The organism is Chlorobium ferrooxidans DSM 13031, assembly GCF_000168715.1.
GTDB classification, from domain to species: Bacteria; Bacteroidota; Chlorobiia; order Chlorobiales; family Chlorobiaceae; genus Chlorobium; species Chlorobium ferrooxidans.
On the sequence record NZ_AASE01000001.1, the window covers coordinates 138895 to 158910 of the forward strand.

Annotated in this window: 15 protein-coding genes; 3 read left to right on the forward strand and 12 right to left on the reverse strand. The window is 50.5% G+C overall.

Translation table 11 applies throughout. The features are described 5' to 3' along the window. Positions 1 to 30: 30 nt before the first annotated feature. The 7 genes from CFERDRAFT_RS00675 to CFERDRAFT_RS00705 form a co-directional block, all read right to left on the reverse strand. Positions 31 to 2256, reverse strand: coding sequence for an NADP-dependent isocitrate dehydrogenase (locus CFERDRAFT_RS00675; RefSeq protein ID WP_006365248.1), 2226 nt, complete (start codon positions 2254 to 2256; stop codon positions 31 to 33). 458 nt (positions 2257 to 2714) lie between these two features. Beyond that, positions 2715 to 3611: an enoyl-ACP reductase gene (locus CFERDRAFT_RS00680; RefSeq protein ID WP_006365249.1), complete on the reverse strand. Its 897-nt coding sequence runs from the start codon at positions 3609 to 3611 to the stop codon at positions 2715 to 2717. 139 nt (positions 3612 to 3750) lie between these two features. Next, positions 3751 to 5052, reverse strand: coding sequence for an ArsA family ATPase (locus CFERDRAFT_RS00685; protein WP_006365250.1), 1302 nt, complete (start codon positions 5050 to 5052; stop codon positions 3751 to 3753). Positions 5053 to 5148: 96 nt separating this feature from the next. After that, on the reverse strand, positions 5149 to 5733 hold the full coding sequence (gene aat, locus CFERDRAFT_RS00690; RefSeq protein WP_006365251.1) for a leucyl/phenylalanyl-tRNA--protein transferase: 585 nt from the start codon (positions 5731 to 5733) through the stop codon (positions 5149 to 5151). Positions 5734 to 5752: 19 nt separating this feature from the next. Continuing rightward, positions 5753 to 6334, reverse strand: coding sequence for a nitroreductase family protein (locus CFERDRAFT_RS00695; protein ID WP_006365252.1), 582 nt, complete (start codon positions 6332 to 6334; stop codon positions 5753 to 5755). Positions 6335 to 6486: 152 nt separating this feature from the next. Further along, complete coding sequence (locus CFERDRAFT_RS00700; RefSeq protein ID WP_006365254.1) at positions 6487 to 7524, reverse strand: MJ1255/VC2487 family glycosyltransferase; 1038 nt, start codon at positions 7522 to 7524, stop codon at positions 6487 to 6489. 48 nt (positions 7525 to 7572) lie between these two features. After that, on the reverse strand, positions 7573 to 9795 hold the full coding sequence (locus tag CFERDRAFT_RS00705; protein ID WP_006365255.1) for an ATP-dependent helicase: 2223 nt from the start codon (positions 9793 to 9795) through the stop codon (positions 7573 to 7575). Positions 9796 to 10132: 337 nt separating this feature from the next. On the opposite strand from CFERDRAFT_RS00705, the gene CFERDRAFT_RS00710 reads away from it, so the two are divergent. From CFERDRAFT_RS00710 to dxs, 3 genes are all read left to right on the forward strand, one after another. Then, positions 10133 to 11587: an alpha-amylase family glycosyl hydrolase gene (locus tag CFERDRAFT_RS00710; RefSeq protein WP_006365256.1), complete on the forward strand. Its 1455-nt coding sequence runs from the start codon at positions 10133 to 10135 to the stop codon at positions 11585 to 11587. A 29-nt stretch (positions 11588 to 11616) separates the two neighbouring features. Next, on the forward strand, positions 11617 to 12042 hold the full coding sequence (locus CFERDRAFT_RS00715; protein WP_006365257.1) for a secondary thiamine-phosphate synthase enzyme YjbQ: 426 nt from the start codon (positions 11617 to 11619) through the stop codon (positions 12040 to 12042). 94 nt (positions 12043 to 12136) lie between these two features. Next, entirely contained in the window at positions 12137 to 14068 is a 1932-nt protein-coding gene (gene dxs, locus CFERDRAFT_RS00720; RefSeq protein ID WP_006365259.1) for a 1-deoxy-D-xylulose-5-phosphate synthase, read from the forward strand. Here the strand turns inward: dxs and CFERDRAFT_RS00725 are convergent. The 5 genes from CFERDRAFT_RS00725 to CFERDRAFT_RS00745 form a co-directional block, all read right to left on the reverse strand. Continuing rightward, positions 14047 to 14523, reverse strand: a complete 477-nt coding sequence (locus CFERDRAFT_RS00725; RefSeq protein WP_006365258.1) for a phosphatidylglycerophosphatase A family protein — start codon at positions 14521 to 14523, stop codon at positions 14047 to 14049. The two genes, dxs and CFERDRAFT_RS00725, sit on opposite strands and share 22 nt — an antisense overlap. Positions 14524 to 14527: 4 nt before the next feature. Next, a complete protein-coding gene (gene pgsA / locus CFERDRAFT_RS00730) occupies positions 14528 to 15151 on the reverse strand; it encodes a CDP-diacylglycerol--glycerol-3-phosphate 3-phosphatidyltransferase (protein ID WP_408605307.1) in 624 nt (207 codons plus the stop codon). 270 nt (positions 15152 to 15421) lie between these two features. Further along, complete coding sequence (locus CFERDRAFT_RS00735) at positions 15422 to 17797, reverse strand: endonuclease MutS2 (protein ID WP_006365261.1); 2376 nt, start codon at positions 17795 to 17797, stop codon at positions 15422 to 15424. Between the two features lie 375 nt (positions 17798 to 18172). Then, complete coding sequence (locus tag CFERDRAFT_RS00740; RefSeq protein WP_006365262.1) at positions 18173 to 19039, reverse strand: nucleotidyl transferase AbiEii/AbiGii toxin family protein; 867 nt, start codon at positions 19037 to 19039, stop codon at positions 18173 to 18175. Next, the gene (locus CFERDRAFT_RS00745; protein ID WP_006365263.1) at positions 19036 to 19686 is read right to left on the reverse strand and encodes a type IV toxin-antitoxin system AbiEi family antitoxin domain-containing protein; all 651 of its coding nucleotides are present in this window, start codon (positions 19684 to 19686) and stop codon (positions 19036 to 19038) included. The genes CFERDRAFT_RS00740 and CFERDRAFT_RS00745 overlap by 4 nt, the downstream gene beginning before the upstream one ends. Between the last annotated feature and the right edge of the window lie 330 nt (positions 19687 to 20016).

Genomic DNA, 20016 nt, shown 5'->3' on the forward strand with positions numbered 1-20016 from the left:
GCTTTATGACTGAAGAAACAACTCAATGCATCAAAGTGCATCAATGATCGCGTTCAGTGTAGCGCTCGGACGCATGGCTTTTTCGGTCTTCGCGTCATCCACATGGTAGTAACCGCCCATATCGACCGGACTACCCTGTGCTGCAATCAGCTCCTCATTGATTTTCGCCTCACTGCCGGAAAGCTGTGCTGCGGCTTTGGCAAAACGGGCCTGAAGCTCAGCATCCTTCTTCTGTGCGGCAAGAGCCTCTGCCCAGTAGAGAGCAAGGTAGAAGTGGCTGCCCCGATTATCGATCTGGCCGACCTTGCGGGCCGGTGACTTGTCGTTATCGAGAAACTTTCCGATTGCCTGATCGAGAGTTTCAGCCAGAACCTGCGCTTTGTCATTGCTGAATGCCTGGGCAAGGTGCTCAAGCGAAGCGGCAAGCGCTGAGAATTCGCCAAGCGAATCCCATCTGAGGTAACCCTCTTTCTGGAACTGCTGAACATGCTTCGGAGCTGAACCGCCTGCACCGGTCTCGAACAGTCCGCCACCATTCATAAGCGGAACAACCGAGAGCATCTTTGCACTGGTACCAAGCTCGATAATCGGGAAGAGGTCGGTGAGGTAGTCGCGAAGTACGTTGCCGGTAACCGAGATGGTATCCTTTCCGGCCCTGATACGCTCAAGAGAGACGCCCATGGCTTCAACAGGGGTAAGAATACGGATATCAAGACCGGTCGTATCGTGCTCCTTGAGATATTTTGTAACCTTTTTAATGATCTCTGCATCATGAGCGCGCTTGCTGTCGAGCCAGAAAAGAGCAGGCACTCCGGTGATCCTTGCCCGGTTGACTGCAAGTTTTACCCAGTCACGAACCGGAGCATCCTTTGCCTGGCACATTCTGAAAATGTCGCCTGTTTCAACCTTCTGCTCAAGTACGGTCGCACCTGAGGCGTTGACAACCCTGATCGTTCCTTCTGCAGGAGCCATAAACGTTTTATTGTGAGAACCGTACTCCTCTGCCTGCTGGGCCATAAGACCGACATTCGGAACACTGCCGATGGTGGAGGGATTAAATGCACCGTGTTTTTTACAATCTTCGATAATCGCCTGGTACATGGTTGCGTAACAACGGTCAGGAATCATCGCCTTGGTATCGTGCAGCTTACCGTCAGGTCCCCACATCTTGCCAGAGTCACGCACAACAACCGGCATGGATGCATCGACAATGATGTCATTGGGTACATGAAGATTGGTAATACCTTTATCTGAATCAACCATCGCCAGTGCAGGGCGGGTGGCATACACAGCCTGTATGTCCGCTTCGATCTCTGCTCTCTGTGCGTCAGGAAGCTTCTGGATCTTGGCATAGAGATCGCCAAGTCCATTATTGACATTTACACCGAGCTCCTTGATAACGGCGGCATGCTTGTCAAAAACATCCTTGTAGAACACCGTTACGGCATGGCCGAACATGACCGGATCCGAAACCTTCATCATGGTGGCTTTCAGATGCAGTGACAGGAGAATACCGTTCTGTTTTGCATCGGCAATCTGATCGGCATAAAAAGCACGAAGTGAGCGGACATTCATAACCGAGGCATCAATGATCTCACCGGCAAGCAGCGGTGTGCTCTCTTTGAGAACCGTAACCTTGCCGTCACCGCCGACAAACTCTATCCTGACATTGTCTGCCTTCTCCATCGTAAAGGACTTCTCGCTGCCATAGAAATCACCGGCACTCATGCAGGCAACATGTGATTTTGAATCGCTGCTCCATGCGCCCATTTTATGGGGATTCTTTTTGGCATACTCCTTGACTGAAAGCGGAGCCCGTCTGTCAGAGTTTCCTTCGCGAAGTACCGGGTTCACTGCGCTTCCAAGCACCTTGGCATAGCGGGTCTGAATCTCTTTTTCGCCGACATTTGCAGGTGCTTCAGGATAATCGGGAACATTGTAACCCTGGCTCTGAAGCTCCTTGATTGCAGCTTTCAACTGGGGAATTGATGCACTGATATTCGGCAGCTTGATAATGTTGGCCTCAGGCGCAAGCGCAAGTTCACCCAGTTCGGCAAGATAATCCGGAATTTTCTGGTCAGGAGTGAGATTGTCAGGGAAGTTTGCAAGAATCCTTCCGGCAAGAGAGATATCTTTGGCTTCAACGTCTACACCTGTACCCTTGGCAAATGCCTTGATGATTGGAAGAAGGGAGTAGGTCGCAAGAGCCGGAGCCTCATCAATTTTGGTGTAAATAATTTTTGTTGTTTTTGCCATCTCGGTTGTCGTTTTAAGTATTTGAAGAGAGTTGATTAAGGATAATTGAGAAAAAAACCATAACAATCGACCCGAACCGGACAGAAACCGGAAAAGGCGAATGCAACAATGTTTACTTGTGTAAGCTCCGAAAAGAGAAACATGACACAGCTTGAGATGCCGGCTTGATTGCCGGGTGCCGGTCAGGTGGAGGAGCGTAATCCTGATTTAAACCGGAAATATCCCGGTTTCCCTTGTATACCTGTACTGTAATATTGGCGTTGAAATGCCTGCTGCCCGGATCCATAATAAAAAAAACCAATGCAGCGAAAAACGAGGTGATAAGACCGGACAGACCATCATCCGGTTCCTCGTCGTTTTTTTATGACTGTTGATGCAGACATAAAAAGTCCGCCGCCCATATCTCTCGTCCGGGCGGCGGATGATGTCAGATAGAAAACAGAGAACGTACTGCCTGATCAGCTCTCCGGGCACTCCCTTGCAGGAGTATAGTCATCCAGACCTACACGGGCTGCAAGCTCCTTGTCATTGAGGACTTCATGAGCAAGCTTGATCATGGGAATGGTTGCACCCATGGAGCTGTACCCGCCATCATGGAAGAGGTTCTGCATGGTTACCTTGCGTGAAAGGTCACTGAGAATAGTCATGGCGTACTCTGCACACTCTTCGGCAGAGGCATTCCCCAATGGAGACATGAGATCGCTGTATTCATACATTTTCTCAAACCCCGGAATACCGCTTCCTGCCTTCGTATATGTTGGACTTTGTGAGATCGTATTGATACGGATGGCCCGCTTTGCAAGCCGTGGTCCATAACTGCGAACAATGGATTCAAGCAGCGATTTTGCATCTCCCATATCGGAATAGGTCCAGTAGTTCCGCTGTGATGCTATATAGGAGAGTGCAAGAATACTTGCTCCGTCATTCACTGCTCCGGTCTTCAATGCATAGGAAACAAGCCTGTGCAGCGAGAGACCTGAAACGTCGAGCGTTCTCATGAACCACTCGTAATTAAGCTCTTCATAGGGAAGCTGCTTGCGGATATTCTGCGACATGCCGATAGAGTGAACGATAAAATCGACCGGCCCGAATTTCTCTTTCAGCTCAATGAAACAGTTTTCAACATCTTCATTTTTTGATGCGTCACAAACTAATACCGGAGCGTTGCCGCAAATGGCCGAGAGCTCTTCGATATTACCGAAACGCAATGCGGTCGCAACATTGGAAATTGCGATCTGGGCACCTTCCTTATGGGCATGAACCGCAATCTGCCAGCCGATACTGCTTTCATCAAGCGGACCGAAAACAATGCCTTTCTTTCCTTTCAACAAACCATAGTGCGCTTTCTCGGACATGATATAAGCTGATTCTTTAACAAAGATTTGGGGTAAATTCCCGTTAACTCAACATTTTAAACATTTAAGATACAAGATTCCCTCGAAAACTTAAACTGTTTCCCCTGAATTTTTCATGACTCAAGAAAGGGATGAGCCGCTATATCTTCAATCGCCTCATGGAGCGAAGCTTGTCAAGCATATTTTTATTGACATTCAGCTCGGCATCCTCCTTCTCGGAAGGCTGCTCTTTGAAGATGACACGTAAAAGATTATCCTCCCGGAGGTACTCCTCCATCTCAAGACTGTAGAGCGCTCTTGGCAGGGTAATAATCCTCTGGGCCCGGTCAACAGTCACCACAATATCAGTACCCATCCGCTCAACGCTGACATCTTCAGCATCCTTGAGAAAAGGAATTCTGATACAGAGAATTTCACGATGATCTTCGGTGGCCGGATTTTTCTTGCTCTCTATCCAGAAGTTCTTGCCGGAATAGAAAATCTTGTCAGGCACCTGCTCACCGAAGACCAGCTTGCTGATCTCGTAGAGGGCATCGGCGCCGATCGGCTCTGTTCTCTGGAGCTGACAGCGGAAAACGGGAGTAGGATAGAAGGAGTTGTCGATCTCCATCAGGTATTTGCTGTGCAGATCAGCCCAGAATTCAAAGTACTCTCCAACGGTTTTTGATGTCGGAAGAATCTTGTTGATCACGATACCGTCAACATTGATCCCGTAGAGATGCACAAAGGTATAGGCCCGTTTGGTCTCAAGAATGGAGAGCTTCTCCGGATTGAGCACCAGCCGGAAGCTGACTTCGGGACTGAGGATAAATTTGTTGATATCCTCCATCTGCTTGAGAAGCACATTGACCTCGTTGAAAAAATCATCATCGGGTATGGAGTTTCCGCTCAACGGGCGGGCCAGTGATGACATGCTTTTATAGAGCTTGAAAAACTGCTTGCCCATGTTTCCGCCAATAATGATCTCCGGATAGGCAAGCAGGCGAAGGGTGTTGCCGGTAGGCGAAGTATCAAGCACAATAGCATCCCATCTGCCCGACTGCGCTTCGTCAAGCAGGCGGCTCAAGGCAAATATCTCGTCCAGACCGGGCTGGGTAGTCAGCTCGGTAGCCATTCCGCTGTCAATACCCTTGTTTTTATAGGATGTCGAGACAAATTTCTGAAAGCCGGACATGTGCTTTTTAAGCTCATAGATCGTATCAACCTCAAGACCGTAGAGGTTGTTCTCGATTTTCTGCGGGTCGTTGCGACTGATCTTGACATCAAAAACATCCGACAGTGAGTGCGCCGGATCACTCGACATGATCAGCACTTTCTTGTTCTGCCGGGCCAATGAAACTGCCGTAGATGATGAAACCGTGGTTTTTCCAGTCCCCCCTTTTCCCGAGTAAATGATAATTCTGGGCAGTGACTGGCTTTCTGTTAAATCCCTCGACAACATAAAAACTCCCCTGTTAAAGGTCTGATAAACCTGATAGTGATTCCCTCTGTTTGAGGGAACAAATCGATGTGAGGCAAAGTACCACTTTTCCCCTGCTTAGAGAAACACTATCTTTTTGCGGAGTGCATGATCAAGTTGAACCATAAACTCCTCATGCTCTATTTCAACGGCGCCAAGTTTTCTGAGATGAGGATTCATGATCTGGGCGTCAAGCAGAAGATACCCCTTCATTCTCAGATGATAAACGAGGCGATCAAATGCTACCCGGGAGGCATAGGAACGAAGGGAAAACATCGACTCCCCGAAAAACGCACCCCCAATGGCAAGCCCGTAGAGTCCGCCGACCAGTTCACCCTGATACCGGCTTTCAACACTGTGTGCCAGCCCAAGCCGGTAAAGCTTGCGGTATACCTCAATAATCTCGGTGGAGATCCAGGTTTCCGGGTCGTTTTTTCTTGGTGCTGCACACCCGCTGATCACCCCGTCGAAATCACGGTCAAGTGTCACACTGAACTCTTTTTTTCTCAGGAGGCGCTGAACATCACGAGAAGGACGGTAGGCTTCAAGAGAAAAGAGTGCCCTTTTGTGAGGCCGGCACCAGTATGTTTTACCATCATCCGGATCAGCCATGGGGAAAAAACCCTGGCGGTAGGCCCGAAGCAGTTCGTCGATGCGAATCATCGTTGCTGATTCACTCCGGTTAATGAAACTTCAGAAGCACTTCATCGAGCATCCTTTTGGGGACATGATGAACTCCGTAGCGGTCACGGTAGTATCGAACAGATTCCTGATCGGTCATCTGGTCAATAACAACGGTCTCCTGAGGCTTGCCGAGAGCAAGCACCAGCAGAATGGAAAAACGTTCAGGAATCTTCAGCAACTCCTTTATACGGTTACGATCAAGAGCAGCAATGATGCAGCCTCCAAGCCCGGACGCTGTAGCGCCAAGCAGAATGGTTTGAGCAGCGATACCGCTGTCGGGGCCAAAATCCTGACTGATCTCCTTGTCACCAAGCATGACGATATATGCCGGCGGACGCTCGCCCTCTGCAGGGCCTGGCCAGTCGGCAAGATAGCCCGCCCAGGAGAGCAATGGGTAAAGCAAGGCCGCGGTTTCAGGATCACAAACCGGTATAAATTTCAGCGGCTGAAGGTTTTTGGCTGAAGGCGTGTAGCATGCAAGCTCAACAAGATCCCGAATCACCTCTTCGGAAACCGGATAACTGCCATCAAATCTCCTGTAGCTGCGGCTGTTGGTTACCAACTCCCTGAATTGCATCATGGGCGCCAAATATTAATTTGTTACGCGATTCGATTGCTTCGTTGGGCGGTGCTCGAAATCCTCAAGTACTCCGTTGTACATTCCGGTTTCTGCGCTCCGTCCGCCTCGCACTCAAACCGCTCACGACAATTAATAGAGTTGCCTTCATAAGTTCAGTGTGAAGAATTTCCACTCCATGAGGCAGCTGCATATTTCGGCAGCTCCTCCCAATGACCGCTGCCTATCCATTCAGCAATAAAGTCCACTGATTTTGCGAAGCGCAACGGCTCCCGGCATGGCAGCTGCAGCCAGTCGGCAAGCACCGCACCGTCAAGATCGTGCATCGCCATACCATAACCAAGCTCCTCCATGGCAAGTGCATTGGACTCCTGTTCGATCTGACCGTCAAGCGGTCTGAGCAGGAGCTTTTTACCGAGATGAAGCGCCTCGCCCGGAAGCTCAAAACCTGCATTGCAAACAACACCGTCACATTCAAGAAGGTCATCCAGAAAGCCCGATCGGGAGTATGTCCTGAAATGCAGATGACCGTCATCACGATCTTCACTCACCTTGCCGTATATGTAAAACTCGAACTGGTCAAACGGAGTCATCAACACGGTAATATCCTCAATCTCCTCAAAAGGGAGATAGACAAGAACTTTACCCTTGATGACAAGCTTTGCATTTTTCTCATAAAGCGAGGGGGGGATCACCGGAGGAAAAATGGGCTGGTTGAAATGGTGCCAGTGAAGGCCTGCATTATAGCGGGCAGGGGCAAAATTCATCAGAATAAACTTCGCAAGAATATTGCCTTGAGCCAGCGGAATATCATAACCGAAAGCGTACTGGTGACCGAATCCCATGGAGGGAATATTTCTCACTCTTGCCGCCATCGAGGTTACCGGATCAAAATCGGTGATGACCAGTTCCGTACCGGCGGTATCGAGCAGTGCGACATCAGCCATCAATCGAGCCAGATCAAGCTGAATCATGGTATCGATATAGCTCATCTTTCCCTTGTGCGAAACCAGCGTCATACCCTTCATCACCCTGAAGGGCTCGAATATCTCGACCTCCTTCAGCTCTTCGGCTTTTCTGCCGCTGATAATGACATCAACATCATGACCATCCTCCCTGAGCTTTCGCACAAGCTCCCGACTGCGGCTGATATGGCCGTTTCCGGTTCCCTGGACACCGAACAGTATCTTCATACGACTGAATATTTATAAAGGGTGCGATCCCGGTTTAACAAGGAGTTACTATTGAATTTTGAGATTAGCATACTGAACCATCAGTGTTTTTTCCCCTGCACTGCGAAAACTGATCCTGACTTTCTGCTTTGCCCCTGTCCCCTGAACATCAAGCACGGTTCCGGGCCCGAAAACCGCATGATGCACCGAGATGCCTGAGCGAAGCCCCGAACGGGAAGCCTTCGGCTTGTCAAAGGAACTCGACTGAGTGGCAACAGGAGCTGTCTGCTTCTGTGGGTATCCTCTTGAAAACGATGGAGCAGTGGAGACCGGCGCATCCCGGAGCGGACGATCCGAAAGAAAAACCCCGCCCTCTGTCTGAACAATAGAGGAGTCGATTTCACTGATAAACACCGATTTCAGACAGTGCTGCGGCTGACCGTAGTGATAGCGGCTCTGTGCCCATGAGAGAAATATCTTCTCCTGAGCTCTGGTAACGGCAACATAAAAAAGTCTGCGCTCCTCCTCAAGCTCTTCGGGTTCCTGGCCGTGAAGGGGAAAAAGCCGCTCCTCAAGACCGGTAACAAAGACAACCGGAAACTCAAGACCTTTGGCGGCATGCACCGTCATGAGAGAGACATAGTTATCCGAATCCTGCGTCTCTTCGTAATCGGAGGCAAGCGATATATTCTCAAGAAAATCTCCAAGTGAGCCTGCATCAGGATTATGATCCGAAAAGTCCCTTGCCATGGAGAGCAGCTCCTGAAGGTTTTCATGACGCGCCAGCGATTCAGGGGTATTTTCCGCCTGAAGCAGCAACGGAATGGAGGTCAGTGTAAAGAGCTCCGACAGAACATTGTAGACCGTCCCGTTCTCGGCAATCTCTTTAAGCGACTCGATAACCGTACTGAATGAAGTGAGCGCCGTCACAAGACGCGCCTGAAAGCCCCCCTCTTCAGCTTTCCGGATTGCTTCATAGAGGCTTACGCCCTCTCTTTCGGCAAAATCCTTGAGCTTGCCGATACTGACATCCCCGATTTTGCGGGGAGGAAAATTGATGATCCGCAACAGTGATTCGCTGTCGCGCTCGTTCAGAATAAAACGGAGATAGGCTACCGCATCCTTGATCTCACGCCTCTTGTAGAAAGAGACACTGCCGAAAATCCTGTAGGGAATCCTGCTCTGGCGCATCACATCCTCAAGCACCCTCGACTGGGCATTGGTGCGGTAAAACACAGCAAAGCTTCTGAACTCATAGCCCTGTTTCATGCGCATTGAACGGATATGGTCGCCTACTTTTTCGGCTTCATTGCGCTCATTATATGCTTCAAGAAGTGTCAGCGGATCGCCCTCGCTGCGATGTGAAATCAGCTCCTTTTTAATCTGCCGCTGGTTGCGGCTGATAATGCTGTTGGCCGCCTTGAGAATATTGCCCGTACTGCGATAGTTCTCAACCAGCTTGAAGGTCAGGGCATCATGATAGTCATCCTGAAAGTTCAGAATGTTGGAAATATCGGCTCCGCGCCATGAGTAGATTGACTGCGCGTCATCACCCACAACAAAAATATTGCGGTGACGGGCCCCGAGCATCTTTGCAACAAGGTACTGGGCCTTGTTGGTATCCTGATACTCATCAATCATGATATAACGGAAGGCGTCCTGCAGCTCTTCGAGTACCTCGGGATGCTCGTTGAAGAGTTCAATCGGCTTGATGAGCAGGTCATCAAAATCAAGGGCATTGTTCTCCTTGAGCTTCCTTGTATAGAGTTCGTAGACCTGGGCAGCTTTCTGCTGGTTATAGTCGCCGGCATTCCGGTGAAATTCAGCCGGAAGAATAAACCCGTTTTTTGCCCTGCTGATAAGGCTCTGAATGGTATTGACGGGCACGGAGTCCTGGGAAATATTCAGTTCGGTCATAGCCTGGCGGATCAGACTCTTGCTGTCGTCACTGTCAAAAATCGAAAAGTTCCGGTCATAACCGATCAGATGAATATAGGTGCGGAGCAGACGGGCAAAAATCGAATGAAACGTCCCGATCCACAAGCCGCTGGAGCTTCCGGCATGGAGCAGCGTATCAACACGATGACGCATCTCCCCTGCTGCCTTGTTGGTAAAGGTAAGCGCAAGAATATTGTTGGGGGAAACCCCTTCATTGCTGATAAGATATGCAATACGGTAGGTGATCACCCTTGTTTTTCCGGAACCCGCACCGGCAAGAACCATAACCGGCCCTTCGGTCGCGCTTACGGCATTGCGCTGAACCTCATTGAGATCATGTAAAAAATCCGTCAAAACGTATGAACACCTGTTAACTAAGTTATAGCGCGCCCTTCTTCAGGCCGGAATATGGCCCTCGAAAAAGATGATCAACACTGAAATCTCCAGTTGAATTTCGTATAACTTTACCCTTTTTACAAGCATCAACAAAACAAATCATCATCCATTGCTCCCTCCATACAAAAAGGGGGTATCCCTTTTGAAATTGCAGCCATAAGTACGTATCCCGAACTGCCTGCCGATGCAGGCCGGATGATGTTTTTTGCCTGTAAAGAGAGCTGATCACACCTATTATTGCGTTCAGAGTTGCTATATTGAAAACAAACCATTACCCACCAATAACTTCCGTTCCATGTTCCCTCTCGTATACGAAATCAATACAAGGATCTGGCTAAAAAAACTCAGCAAAACCCATAACCGTTCTGTAACCCTCGGAACTGTTCCCGATGAGGAGTTCGACTTCTTTTCTGCATCGGGTTTTGACATGGTCTGGCTGATGGGGGTATGGCAACCCAGTCAGTACAGCAAGGCAATTGCAACCGCACATCCCTGCCTGCGCACTACGTTTCTGGAGCACCTTGTAACCGTGCACCCCGAGGATATAGCATCTTCACCCTACGCCATACCCTCATACACCGTCAATGAAACGCTCGGAGGAAAAGATGCACTTATCCTCTTTCGCGACAAACTGAACCGGCGCGGCATAAAGCTCATGCTCGACTTTGTTCCGAACCATCTGGCACTCGACAACGAATGGCTCCCGGAACACCCTGAATTTTTCATTCCGGTATCCACCGATGAGATGCGCCATGACCCTGAATCCGGATTTGAATACGCCCGGGACCAATACCTTGCCTACGGCAAAGACCCCTACTTTCCGCCCTGGACCGACACCCTGCAGCTCAATTACGCCAGCAAGGCAACGCAGAGCATGATGACCGAAAACCTTTTCAAAATCAGCGAACTCTGCGACGGCGTCAGATGCGACATGGCCATGCTGATTCTGAAAAACGTATTCAATAAAACCTGGAGCAGTCTAAGCGGCGCAATGCAGAAGGAGTTCTGGTCTGAGGCCATTGCAGCGGTTAAACAGCGCCACCCCGATTTTCTTTTTCTTGCAGAATCATACTGGAGCAAGGAGTGGGAGCTCCAGCAGCAGGGATTTGACTTTACCTACGACAAACCATTTTACGACTTTATCACCAGTGCACCGGTAAATACGGAAAAACTTGCCGGACATCTTGGTGCCGAATGGGGGTACCAGAAAAAACTCTGCCGGTTCATTGAAAACCATGATGAACCAAGAGCAGCAGGCAGAATAGGCCTGAACAACAAAGCCGCGGCGATGGTTCTCTTCGCAACTCCGGGCATGCACCTCCTGCATCAGGATCAGATGGAGGGGTACCGTCAGAAGATCCCGGTACAGCTTGTCCGGCAGGCTGCAGAACCCGAAAACCGTGCACTTGCAGCGCTTTATAAAAAACTTTTTACCCTGCAGAAAACACCGCTCTTTCAGGAAGGGGGTATTGAACGCCTTGACCTGAATCTGGCAAACAACTCACACTGTCTCGGATTTCACCGCTTTACAGCCGGGGAGCATGCCTTCATTCTGGCCAATTTCAACGCCACCGGCATAGCTCTTGAGTTCCGGCATCCTTCGATTGAGGGAATCACCATCGATATGCTGAACATACTCAGCACCACAACCGAAAATAAATCGAGTGGCATTCATGGTGCTGACCACTCCATACGCGTTCATCTCTCTCCTCATGAAGCGGTGGTCATATCCTTCCGGAAAGCGCAATGAACAACAACAACAATGAAGGGGTTCATCCTATGCAATTCACAACAGTCACCATCAAGACCCGAACCGTCAAACCGGTAGAGATCATCGATATCTCCGCCGAAGTTGCCGCTGCACTTTCGGCTTCAAAACTTGATTCCGGACAGGTAACCATTATAAGCCGTCATACCACCGCATTCATCAATATCAACGAAAAAGAGGAGCAGCTGCTTGAGGATATGGAAACCTTTCTCAAGCGTCTGGTGCCAAAAGACGGCAACTACCTGCACAACCTCAATCCGGTGGATGGTCGCGACAATGCCCACTCCCATCTTCTGGGACTTTTTATGAACAGCTCCGAAACCATTCCCTTTGCAAAAGGAAAGATGCTTCTCGGAGAGTGGCAGTCAATATTTCTTGTTGAGCTCGACGGACCCCGCCAGGAACGAAGCGTTCTTGTGCAGATAGCCGGAATCTGATTGCGAAAATAAACAGCAGGATGCATGGAACCGGGAAGGCTTCTGCATGGTTACATCTTAGAATAAGTACGATAAAATCAAGCAGTAAAACACTATGCCTGAATCAAAGCACATTGCGCCCATACAACCGATGATCCCGCTTTCCGAAATAAACTCTCCGGAAGATCTGAAACACCTCTCTATCACTCAGCTTCAGGGTGTTGCCGATGAGTGCCGAAACGAGGTCATCAAACTCGTCTCGGTCAACGGAGGCCATTTTGCATCAACGCTTGGCGTGGTGGAGCTGACCGTTGCGCTTCATCATGTATACAGCACTCCCCACGACAAAATCATCTGGGATGTCGGCCATCAGGCATATGTCCATAAAATTCTCACTGGAAGAAAAGAGCGGATGCAGACAAACCGTCAGTACGGCGGTCTTGCCGGATTCCCCAGAATATCGGAGAGCCCGCATGATGCATTCGGTACCGGACACGCCTCGACCTCTATTTCCGCCGCTGCCGGTATCGCCGCAGCAAGAGATCTGGCCGGAGGCACGGAGAAGGTTATCGCCGTTATTGGCGATGGCAGCATGACCGGAGGCATGGCCTTTGAAGCCATGAACCACCTCGGAGACCTGAAAAGTGATGTGCTGGTCATCCTGAACGACAACCAGATGGCCATCTCTCCAAGTACCGGAGGGCTGAGAACCCATCTCATCAACATCACCCTCAACAAGACCTACAACAAGGCGCGTAAATTCATCTGGAACTCGATCTCCCTGCTCAACAATGAACTGGGCGATGCAGCTAAAAACGCTGTACGCAAACTGGAGGATGGATTTAAAGCTGCATTCACTCCCGGAGCATTTTTTGAGGCACTCGGCTTGAGGTATTTCGGCCCGATTGATGGCAATAACATGGAGCAGCTTGTCAAGGCCCTCAAAGAGATGCAGGAACTTCCCCATCCCAAACTGCTGCATATTGTCACGACAAAGGGAAAAGGGTTCATGCCTGCGGAACAGAACCAGAGCAAATGGCATGCTCACAGCGGAGGATTCGATACCACAACCGGTGAAACGCTCAAAAAAGCTGACACATCACTGCCGCCGAAATATCAGGAGGTCTTTGGCGAAGCTCTGGTCGAGCTTGCTCTGAAGGACAACCGGATTACCGCCATAACCGCCGCCATGCCGTCAGGAACTTCGCTGGACCTCTTCCAGGACGCACTGCCGAACCGTTTTTATGATGTCGGTATCGCTGAAGGCCATGCCGTAACGTTCGCCGCAGGGCTGGCCACAGAGGGGTTCAAACCGGTTTTTGCGATCTACTCCACCTTTCTTCAGCGCGCCTATGACCAGTTGATCCATGATGTCGCCCAGCAGAATCTGCATGTAGTTTTCGCCATTGACCGTGCCGGACTGGTCGGAGAGGACGGGCCGACCCACCACGGCTCTTTCGATCTCTCCTATCTGCATACCGTACCGGGTCTGGTCATTATGGCTCCGGCAGACGAACAGGAGCTGCGAGATATGCTCTATACCGCCCTCTATGACCTGAAAGGCCCGGTTGCCATCCGTTATCCGAGAGGGAACGGCATCGGAATCCCCTTGCGCAAGAATTTCGAATCCGTTACCATTGGAAAAGGTCAGATTGTGCGCGAAGGCAGCGGGCTCGCGCTGCTCTGTATCGGCAATATGACGTCAAAAGGGGTTGAAGTTGCCGAAGCACTGCAAAAAGAGGGTATTGATGCCTCGGTCGTCAACATGCGCTTCCTTAAACCGCTCGACACCGCTCTCATTGATGAGGTGGCTGCACGATCAACCCATCTGGTTGTGATTGAGGAGAACAGCAGGATCGGCGGACTCGGCAGCGCCGTTATCGACCACCTTAACGAAAAAGGACTCAATAAACCTGTACTGAAAGTTGCGCTTCCTGATGCATTTGTAACCCACGGAAGCATGAAGGAGCTCTACAGGGAGATCGGTTTTGACACGCCGACCATGGCAGAGAACATCAAGCGATTTTACAAGGGTGAAGAGAGGTGAAAAAGGGGGAGCAGCGCAAGCACTCCCCGCACTGAAAGATTGGCCAGTAATCCGGCAAGGAGATCATCAGCCATAATGCCCCAGCCTCCCGGCATGCGCTGTAATGCATCGACAGGACCCGGTTTTGCGATATCAAAAAAGCGAAAAAAAGCGAAAGCCAGAAGTGCAGGCAGAACTCCTGCAGGCAGTGCGGCAAGGGCAAGCCACTGACCGGAAAGCTCATCAATGGTTACAATTGAGGGGTCACTGCCGTAACGCTCCTCCATCACGAAGCCCGACCAGACTCCGGCAGACGCTGTAAGCATAACCATCAGAAGGAGAAGCGGCAGTTCACGCAATCCGGGAATAACAAGGTAGGCAAGCACGGCCGCAATACTGGTAACCGTGCCCGGAGCCACGGGAAAATAACCGATGCCGAAGCAGGTGGAAATAATTCTGGCCGCGAGTTGCTTCATGGCATTACCGGTTCTGAAGCGGATTCTGCAAATAAACCTTCCAGTTGCTTACAAGATAGGAGATGCCGGTATAAACGGTAAAAGCCGTAACGCCGAGCATGATATAGTCGAGATAGTCCGAGAGCAGAAAAGTGTTGATCATGCGGGAAACACCCTTTCCGGAAAAAGCGGGCTCCTTCATCAGCACCAGCAGCATAATCACATAGACAAATAAATTCTGCACCAGGGTTTTATATTTAGCCTCCATGCTGGTCACCACCGGTCTGTCCTTGATTTCGGCATAAATCCTCAGTCCTGTGATCAGAACGTCCCTGATAATAACAAGAATCGCCATCCAGAGTACCAGATAGCCCATCCAGACATAGAGCAGAAAAGCGGCTGTAATAAGAAATTTGTCGGCAAGCGGATCAAGAAAGGCGCCCAGCCGGGTCGTAACGCCATACTTCCTTGCATGATAGCCATCATAGAGATCCGTAAGGGAGGCAAAAATAAAAACAATGACTCCGATCAGCTGGAGCCAGGGATCCGGCTGCAGGAGGAGGAGAACAAAGACCGGAACGAGCAGAATCCTCAAGACGGTCAGTTGATTGGGTACGGTGAGGAGTTCCTGGTACGTGTCTTTCACAATAATCTTATGGTTAAAAGCCGAAAAAACGGCACAAGGCCAACAGGTGGCACTCTTCGGCACAAGATACGGTTTTGAACCCTGATTTTCAATGCATAGAAAAGATACTCGCTAACAGGCTACTCTAAAATCGTAATGAGTGACTTGCTGTTCAATCCCCGGAGAGGCGAAATATCGGTAGCGCACTCCCGACGAAGTCGGGGCTGGGTGAGGATTTCGAGCACCGCCCAACGACGCAATCGAATCGCGGAATAGATTTATAGCAGAGCCTTCTTATTCGAGTTCTACAATAGTGACTCCCGCACCCCCCTCTCCCCACTCTCCGAGACGGAAACTTTTGATATTGCGGTGCTTCTGGAGAAACTCCGCGGTTTTCAGGCGCAGGGATCCCGTCCCCTTTCCGTGAACAATGGTCGCGGAGTGGATCCGGTTAAGCCGCATGGCGTCAAGAAAGCGGTCGATTTTCATAATGGCCTCGTCACCGGTAAGCCCGCGCAGATCAAGACGTGTGGACTCAATATCCCCGGTTAGTGTTGACCAGGCACCTTTTTTCGCAGCGGCAGCAGGTGTCCGGAGTTGTTTGCGTGACTGGGTTTTCGAGGTTTTCTCCAGATTTTTCAGCGATGTAGTCAACCTGAAATTTCCGCACTGCACAACCACACTGCCACCCTGGACACTCTCAACCTCTCCGGATGTATTGGTATCGAGAATCCTGACCAGATCACCGGCCCGAATAGTGTGGTCAAGCGGAATCTCCGCTTCGGCAAGCAGCGCCGACTCGCTTTTTACTGCCTCAAGCTTTTTCTGCTCCAGTTTTTTTCGCGCCTGCTGAACCGCTTTTTCATCTGCCGGTGCATTTTTCACCTCATGCAGAATCTCACGAATCTCCTTGCGGGCATGCTCCACCTCTTTCTGCAGCTCCCTTGATGCGCCAAGCTTCAGCTCCCGCCGCTTCTCGTCCAGCCCCGCTTCAGCTTGCTGCACCGCGAGTGCCCGCTCTTCGAGCAGAGCGGTTTCGCCCTGAAGATGCAGCTTCAGGAGTCGGTTCTCTTCAAGCACATGGTTCAGGTCATCAAGCAGCCGGTCAAGCCCGATGCGCTCACCCTTCATGAACCCTTCGGCCCGGTCAATCATCGCACGCGGAAAGGCCATCCGCTGCATCATGGCAAAAGCAAAACTGTTGCCCGGCAGTCCCTTGATAAAGCGGAAAGTCGGCACCAGCCCTGACCGGTTGAACTCCATGGCACCGTTGACAACACCTTCACGCTCATGAGCATAGGCTTTCAGCTCTCCGAGATGGGTGGTCACAATGGTTTTTGCTCCCCGCTCTATCAACTCTTCGATCACGGCACGGGCGATCGCTCCACCCTCTTCAACATCAGTACCAGCACAAAGCTCGTCGATCAGCACCAGGTCACTGCTCCCTGCTGCCTCAATGATAGTACGGATCGCACCAAGATGGGAGCTGAAGGTCGAAAGGTCATTCTCGATAGACTGATCGTCACCGATCTCGATAAAAATATCGCTGAAGAGTGGAAAAACCGAACTCTCGCTGCACGGCAGCAGATAGCCGTGAACCAGCATGCAGCAGAGCAGACCTGCGGTCTTCATCGCCACAGACTTGCCTCCTGCATTCGGCCCTGAAATAACAAGAACCCTTTCATCGGCGCCCAGATCAAGATCAAGCGGAAAGACCTCCTTGTGACGGTGCGAAATAAGCAGCCAGGGATGAAACCCCTTGACAATGCGGAGTGCATGGCCCGCTGCAATACCGGGAAGCAGGGAATCTGTTTCCACGGCAAACCGGGCACGGGCATAGAGCGCATCAAACTCGCTGATCAGCCCTTCATTATGGCGGAGATTTTCAAGCTCAAGACGGATTTCGCCGGAGAGCTCCTTCAGAATACGTTCGATCTCGCGCCGCTCGCTGATCTCCAGATCCTGAATCCGGTTGCTGATTTCAAGCGTCTCGGCAGGCTCGATAAAGACGGTCTGACCGGTGCCGGAGTAGTCCTGTATGTAGCCTGCTATCCTGTATTTATACTCCACCCGCAACCCGAGAGTCAATCGACCGTTTTTGATGGCAACCGTATCATCCATCAGCCACCCCTCTGCCTGGCAGCGGCGAAGAAGACGATCCATCTTCCTTCGAAGCAGTTCACGGCTCTCGCCCAGCTCCCGGCGAATCATCTGCAGACCGTCACTTGCCGTATCCCGAACGCGGCCCTGCTCATCGATAACCCTGCGGATAGCCGCCTGAAGACTCTTTTCAAGCCAGAGCTGAATGGTAAACTCATTGAGCAGCGGATAGACCTCGCGGCAGTTGAACATGAATTTGCGCAACTGTACCGATGAATAGAGCAGGTGATAGATATCCTGCAGCTCATCAGGCTCAAGAAAGCTCTCAAGCACCTCAAGTTTTTTAAGCAGCGGCCGGGTATCAGGGAGATATGAAAAAGGAAGGGCCAGCTCCTCCTGAAGCAGATTCCTTAACTCAAGCACCCGTTCAAGCTCCCCGAGCAGCAGCTCCCGCCGCACCTCCGGCACCCGGGCCATAAGGGCGTCGCGCCCCATCGCCGAGAGACAGAACTGTGCCGTATACCCGGCGACCCGGTCAAATTCAAGTTTTTTCAGGGTGATTGGGTTCATGGGGAATCTATGGATTTGCTATCGGATGATACGTTTAGACAGTTTGGGACTGTGCGCATTATAGCAAAATATCACAATCGAAAACAGCACCGGGTTTTATTACAAAGAACCCCGCATCCTTTTTAGGGCACCTCTATTAATTGTCGTGAGCGGTTTGAGTGCGAGGCAGCACAGAAACCGGAATGTACACGGAGTACTTGAGGATTTCGAGCACCGCCCATCGAAGCAATCGAATCGCAGAATAGATTAATAGAGGTGCCCTTTATGCTCTATGAGATTTTGCCATGATATCAACATGAGGCCTGCATAAAAAGGGTGTTTTTTGAACAACTGAAACAGTGCGGCCCGTGCATGCTATCATCTTCAACGGACTGATCACAGATTCACACCTTCAATCGCCTGCACCAGCTTGCTGATTTTATCGGCAAAAAATCTTTCACTCCAGAGGGAAAGGCTTGCCTGCTCGACTGCAGAGAGAAATGGTGCAACATCCTGAGCAGCTTTCGGCCAGTCGATACGCTTTATTTTTTCACTCAAGGCAGTCGCCAGCCATGAGGCATCAAGCACGAAAGTCTCTCCTGCCCACGGCCCGAACTGTTGCAGGGCACTCGCAAGGTGCGGCAGATTTGGTGCGGTCTTTTGCTTGCAGTACCAGGTAAAATCAAACCAGTCGCGCCCTTTCAGATAGGGTCTGCAAAGCAGTGCATGAATTTTAAGCGCATAATTGCTGGGCAAATCCTGTGCACAGATTTCAAAGTCGAGGGGAAAATCGAGGTAGTGCCAGCTCGTACCCGTTCCGGCAGGCGGGCAGGTATCAATTTCAAGTTTGACCCTGAGTTTGCTCTGCTTGTCGGAATCAAAAAATGAGAGGTCGAGTTGCCGCCCGATGGAATCGTCCTTGATCATGGCCTGACGGACAACCCTGTTCATGTTGCTGCGGTCGCTCAATTCACAATGCACGCCAAACTCTTCCATTGTCCTGGTGAGCGAATCGAAATAGTACGACCATTCGAATGCAGGATCGGGGGCTAAAAGAATAAAATCAAGATCTTCTGAAAAACGCGGCAAACCATGCAGAATACGAAGACTGGTACCACCCTGAAAAGCCGCTTTTTCGAAGAATCCTGCACGCCAAAGCGCATAGAGTGCCACTTCCTGCAAAATCTCCTTGATCGCCTGTTCTTCCTGTACAGCATTGGTAATCGAATACTGTTGCAGACGCCTGCGAAGCAGTTCAATCATCTGTCCACCTCCCGTTGTAGTGCCTGAATACACCCTCTCATGCGTTTATGGAGATAAACCTTTTGCATAAGCTCCCAGAAAGCCTGGTCAACAGAATCGAACAACTCTTCATCAATACGCATGGATGCAACAAGCGTTTTCATATCGGCCACTTCATATTTTCGCAAACAAACTATATCGAGCAGCGCCCTGAGCGGTTGTGCTACAAGTGCCGTTTGACCGGAAAAATTTTGACGATCAACCGCCTGCAGAAACTGCCCCCGCTGCAGCGCCAGAGGATAAAAGCGATAAAGCCCCAGAAGAGGATGATCCACAACCAACTGACGACGCCCTGGCAGCACAGAAAGAGTCATGGGCACGGATTCGGGAATCCAGCCATGAAAGCTCAGAGCACTTTCCATTGAAATATAGGAACCGGGTTGCAGGGCCTGGGCAAGCACAAACGGGTGGTGTGAACTGTTTAGCAGGTTTGAAGCAAGCAGGTAAAGACCTCGCCGCAGTTGCAGCAGTTCACCATGCTGCATGGCCCGATTGACGAGGTTATAACGGCGCTGGGGTGTGCCGTCCAGCAGACGACCCAACTGAGCCTGCGATACCACCCGGTTCGCCAGACCGGATTGCATTAATTTTTCAGTGATTGTTTGCATTAATGTATGATACTTTCATTTTCTGAAAGTTACAAACATTTTTTACACAGAAACGAGATACTGGAAGTCACTTACGGTCACCTCTATTAATTGTCGTGAGCGGTTTGAGTGCGAGGCTGACGGAGCGCAGAAACCGGAATGTACACGGAGTACTTGAGGATTTCGAGCACCGCCCATCGAAGCAATCGAATCGCAGAATAGATTAATAGAGGTGCCCTTACAGTAACGCAGGTATTCAATTGCTCGCACTACAGGTCATCCCTGAAAAATTGTCCATTGTATCATTTTTCATTACCTTCGCTTAGGATTAAAAAGCAGGGAAACCTGCAC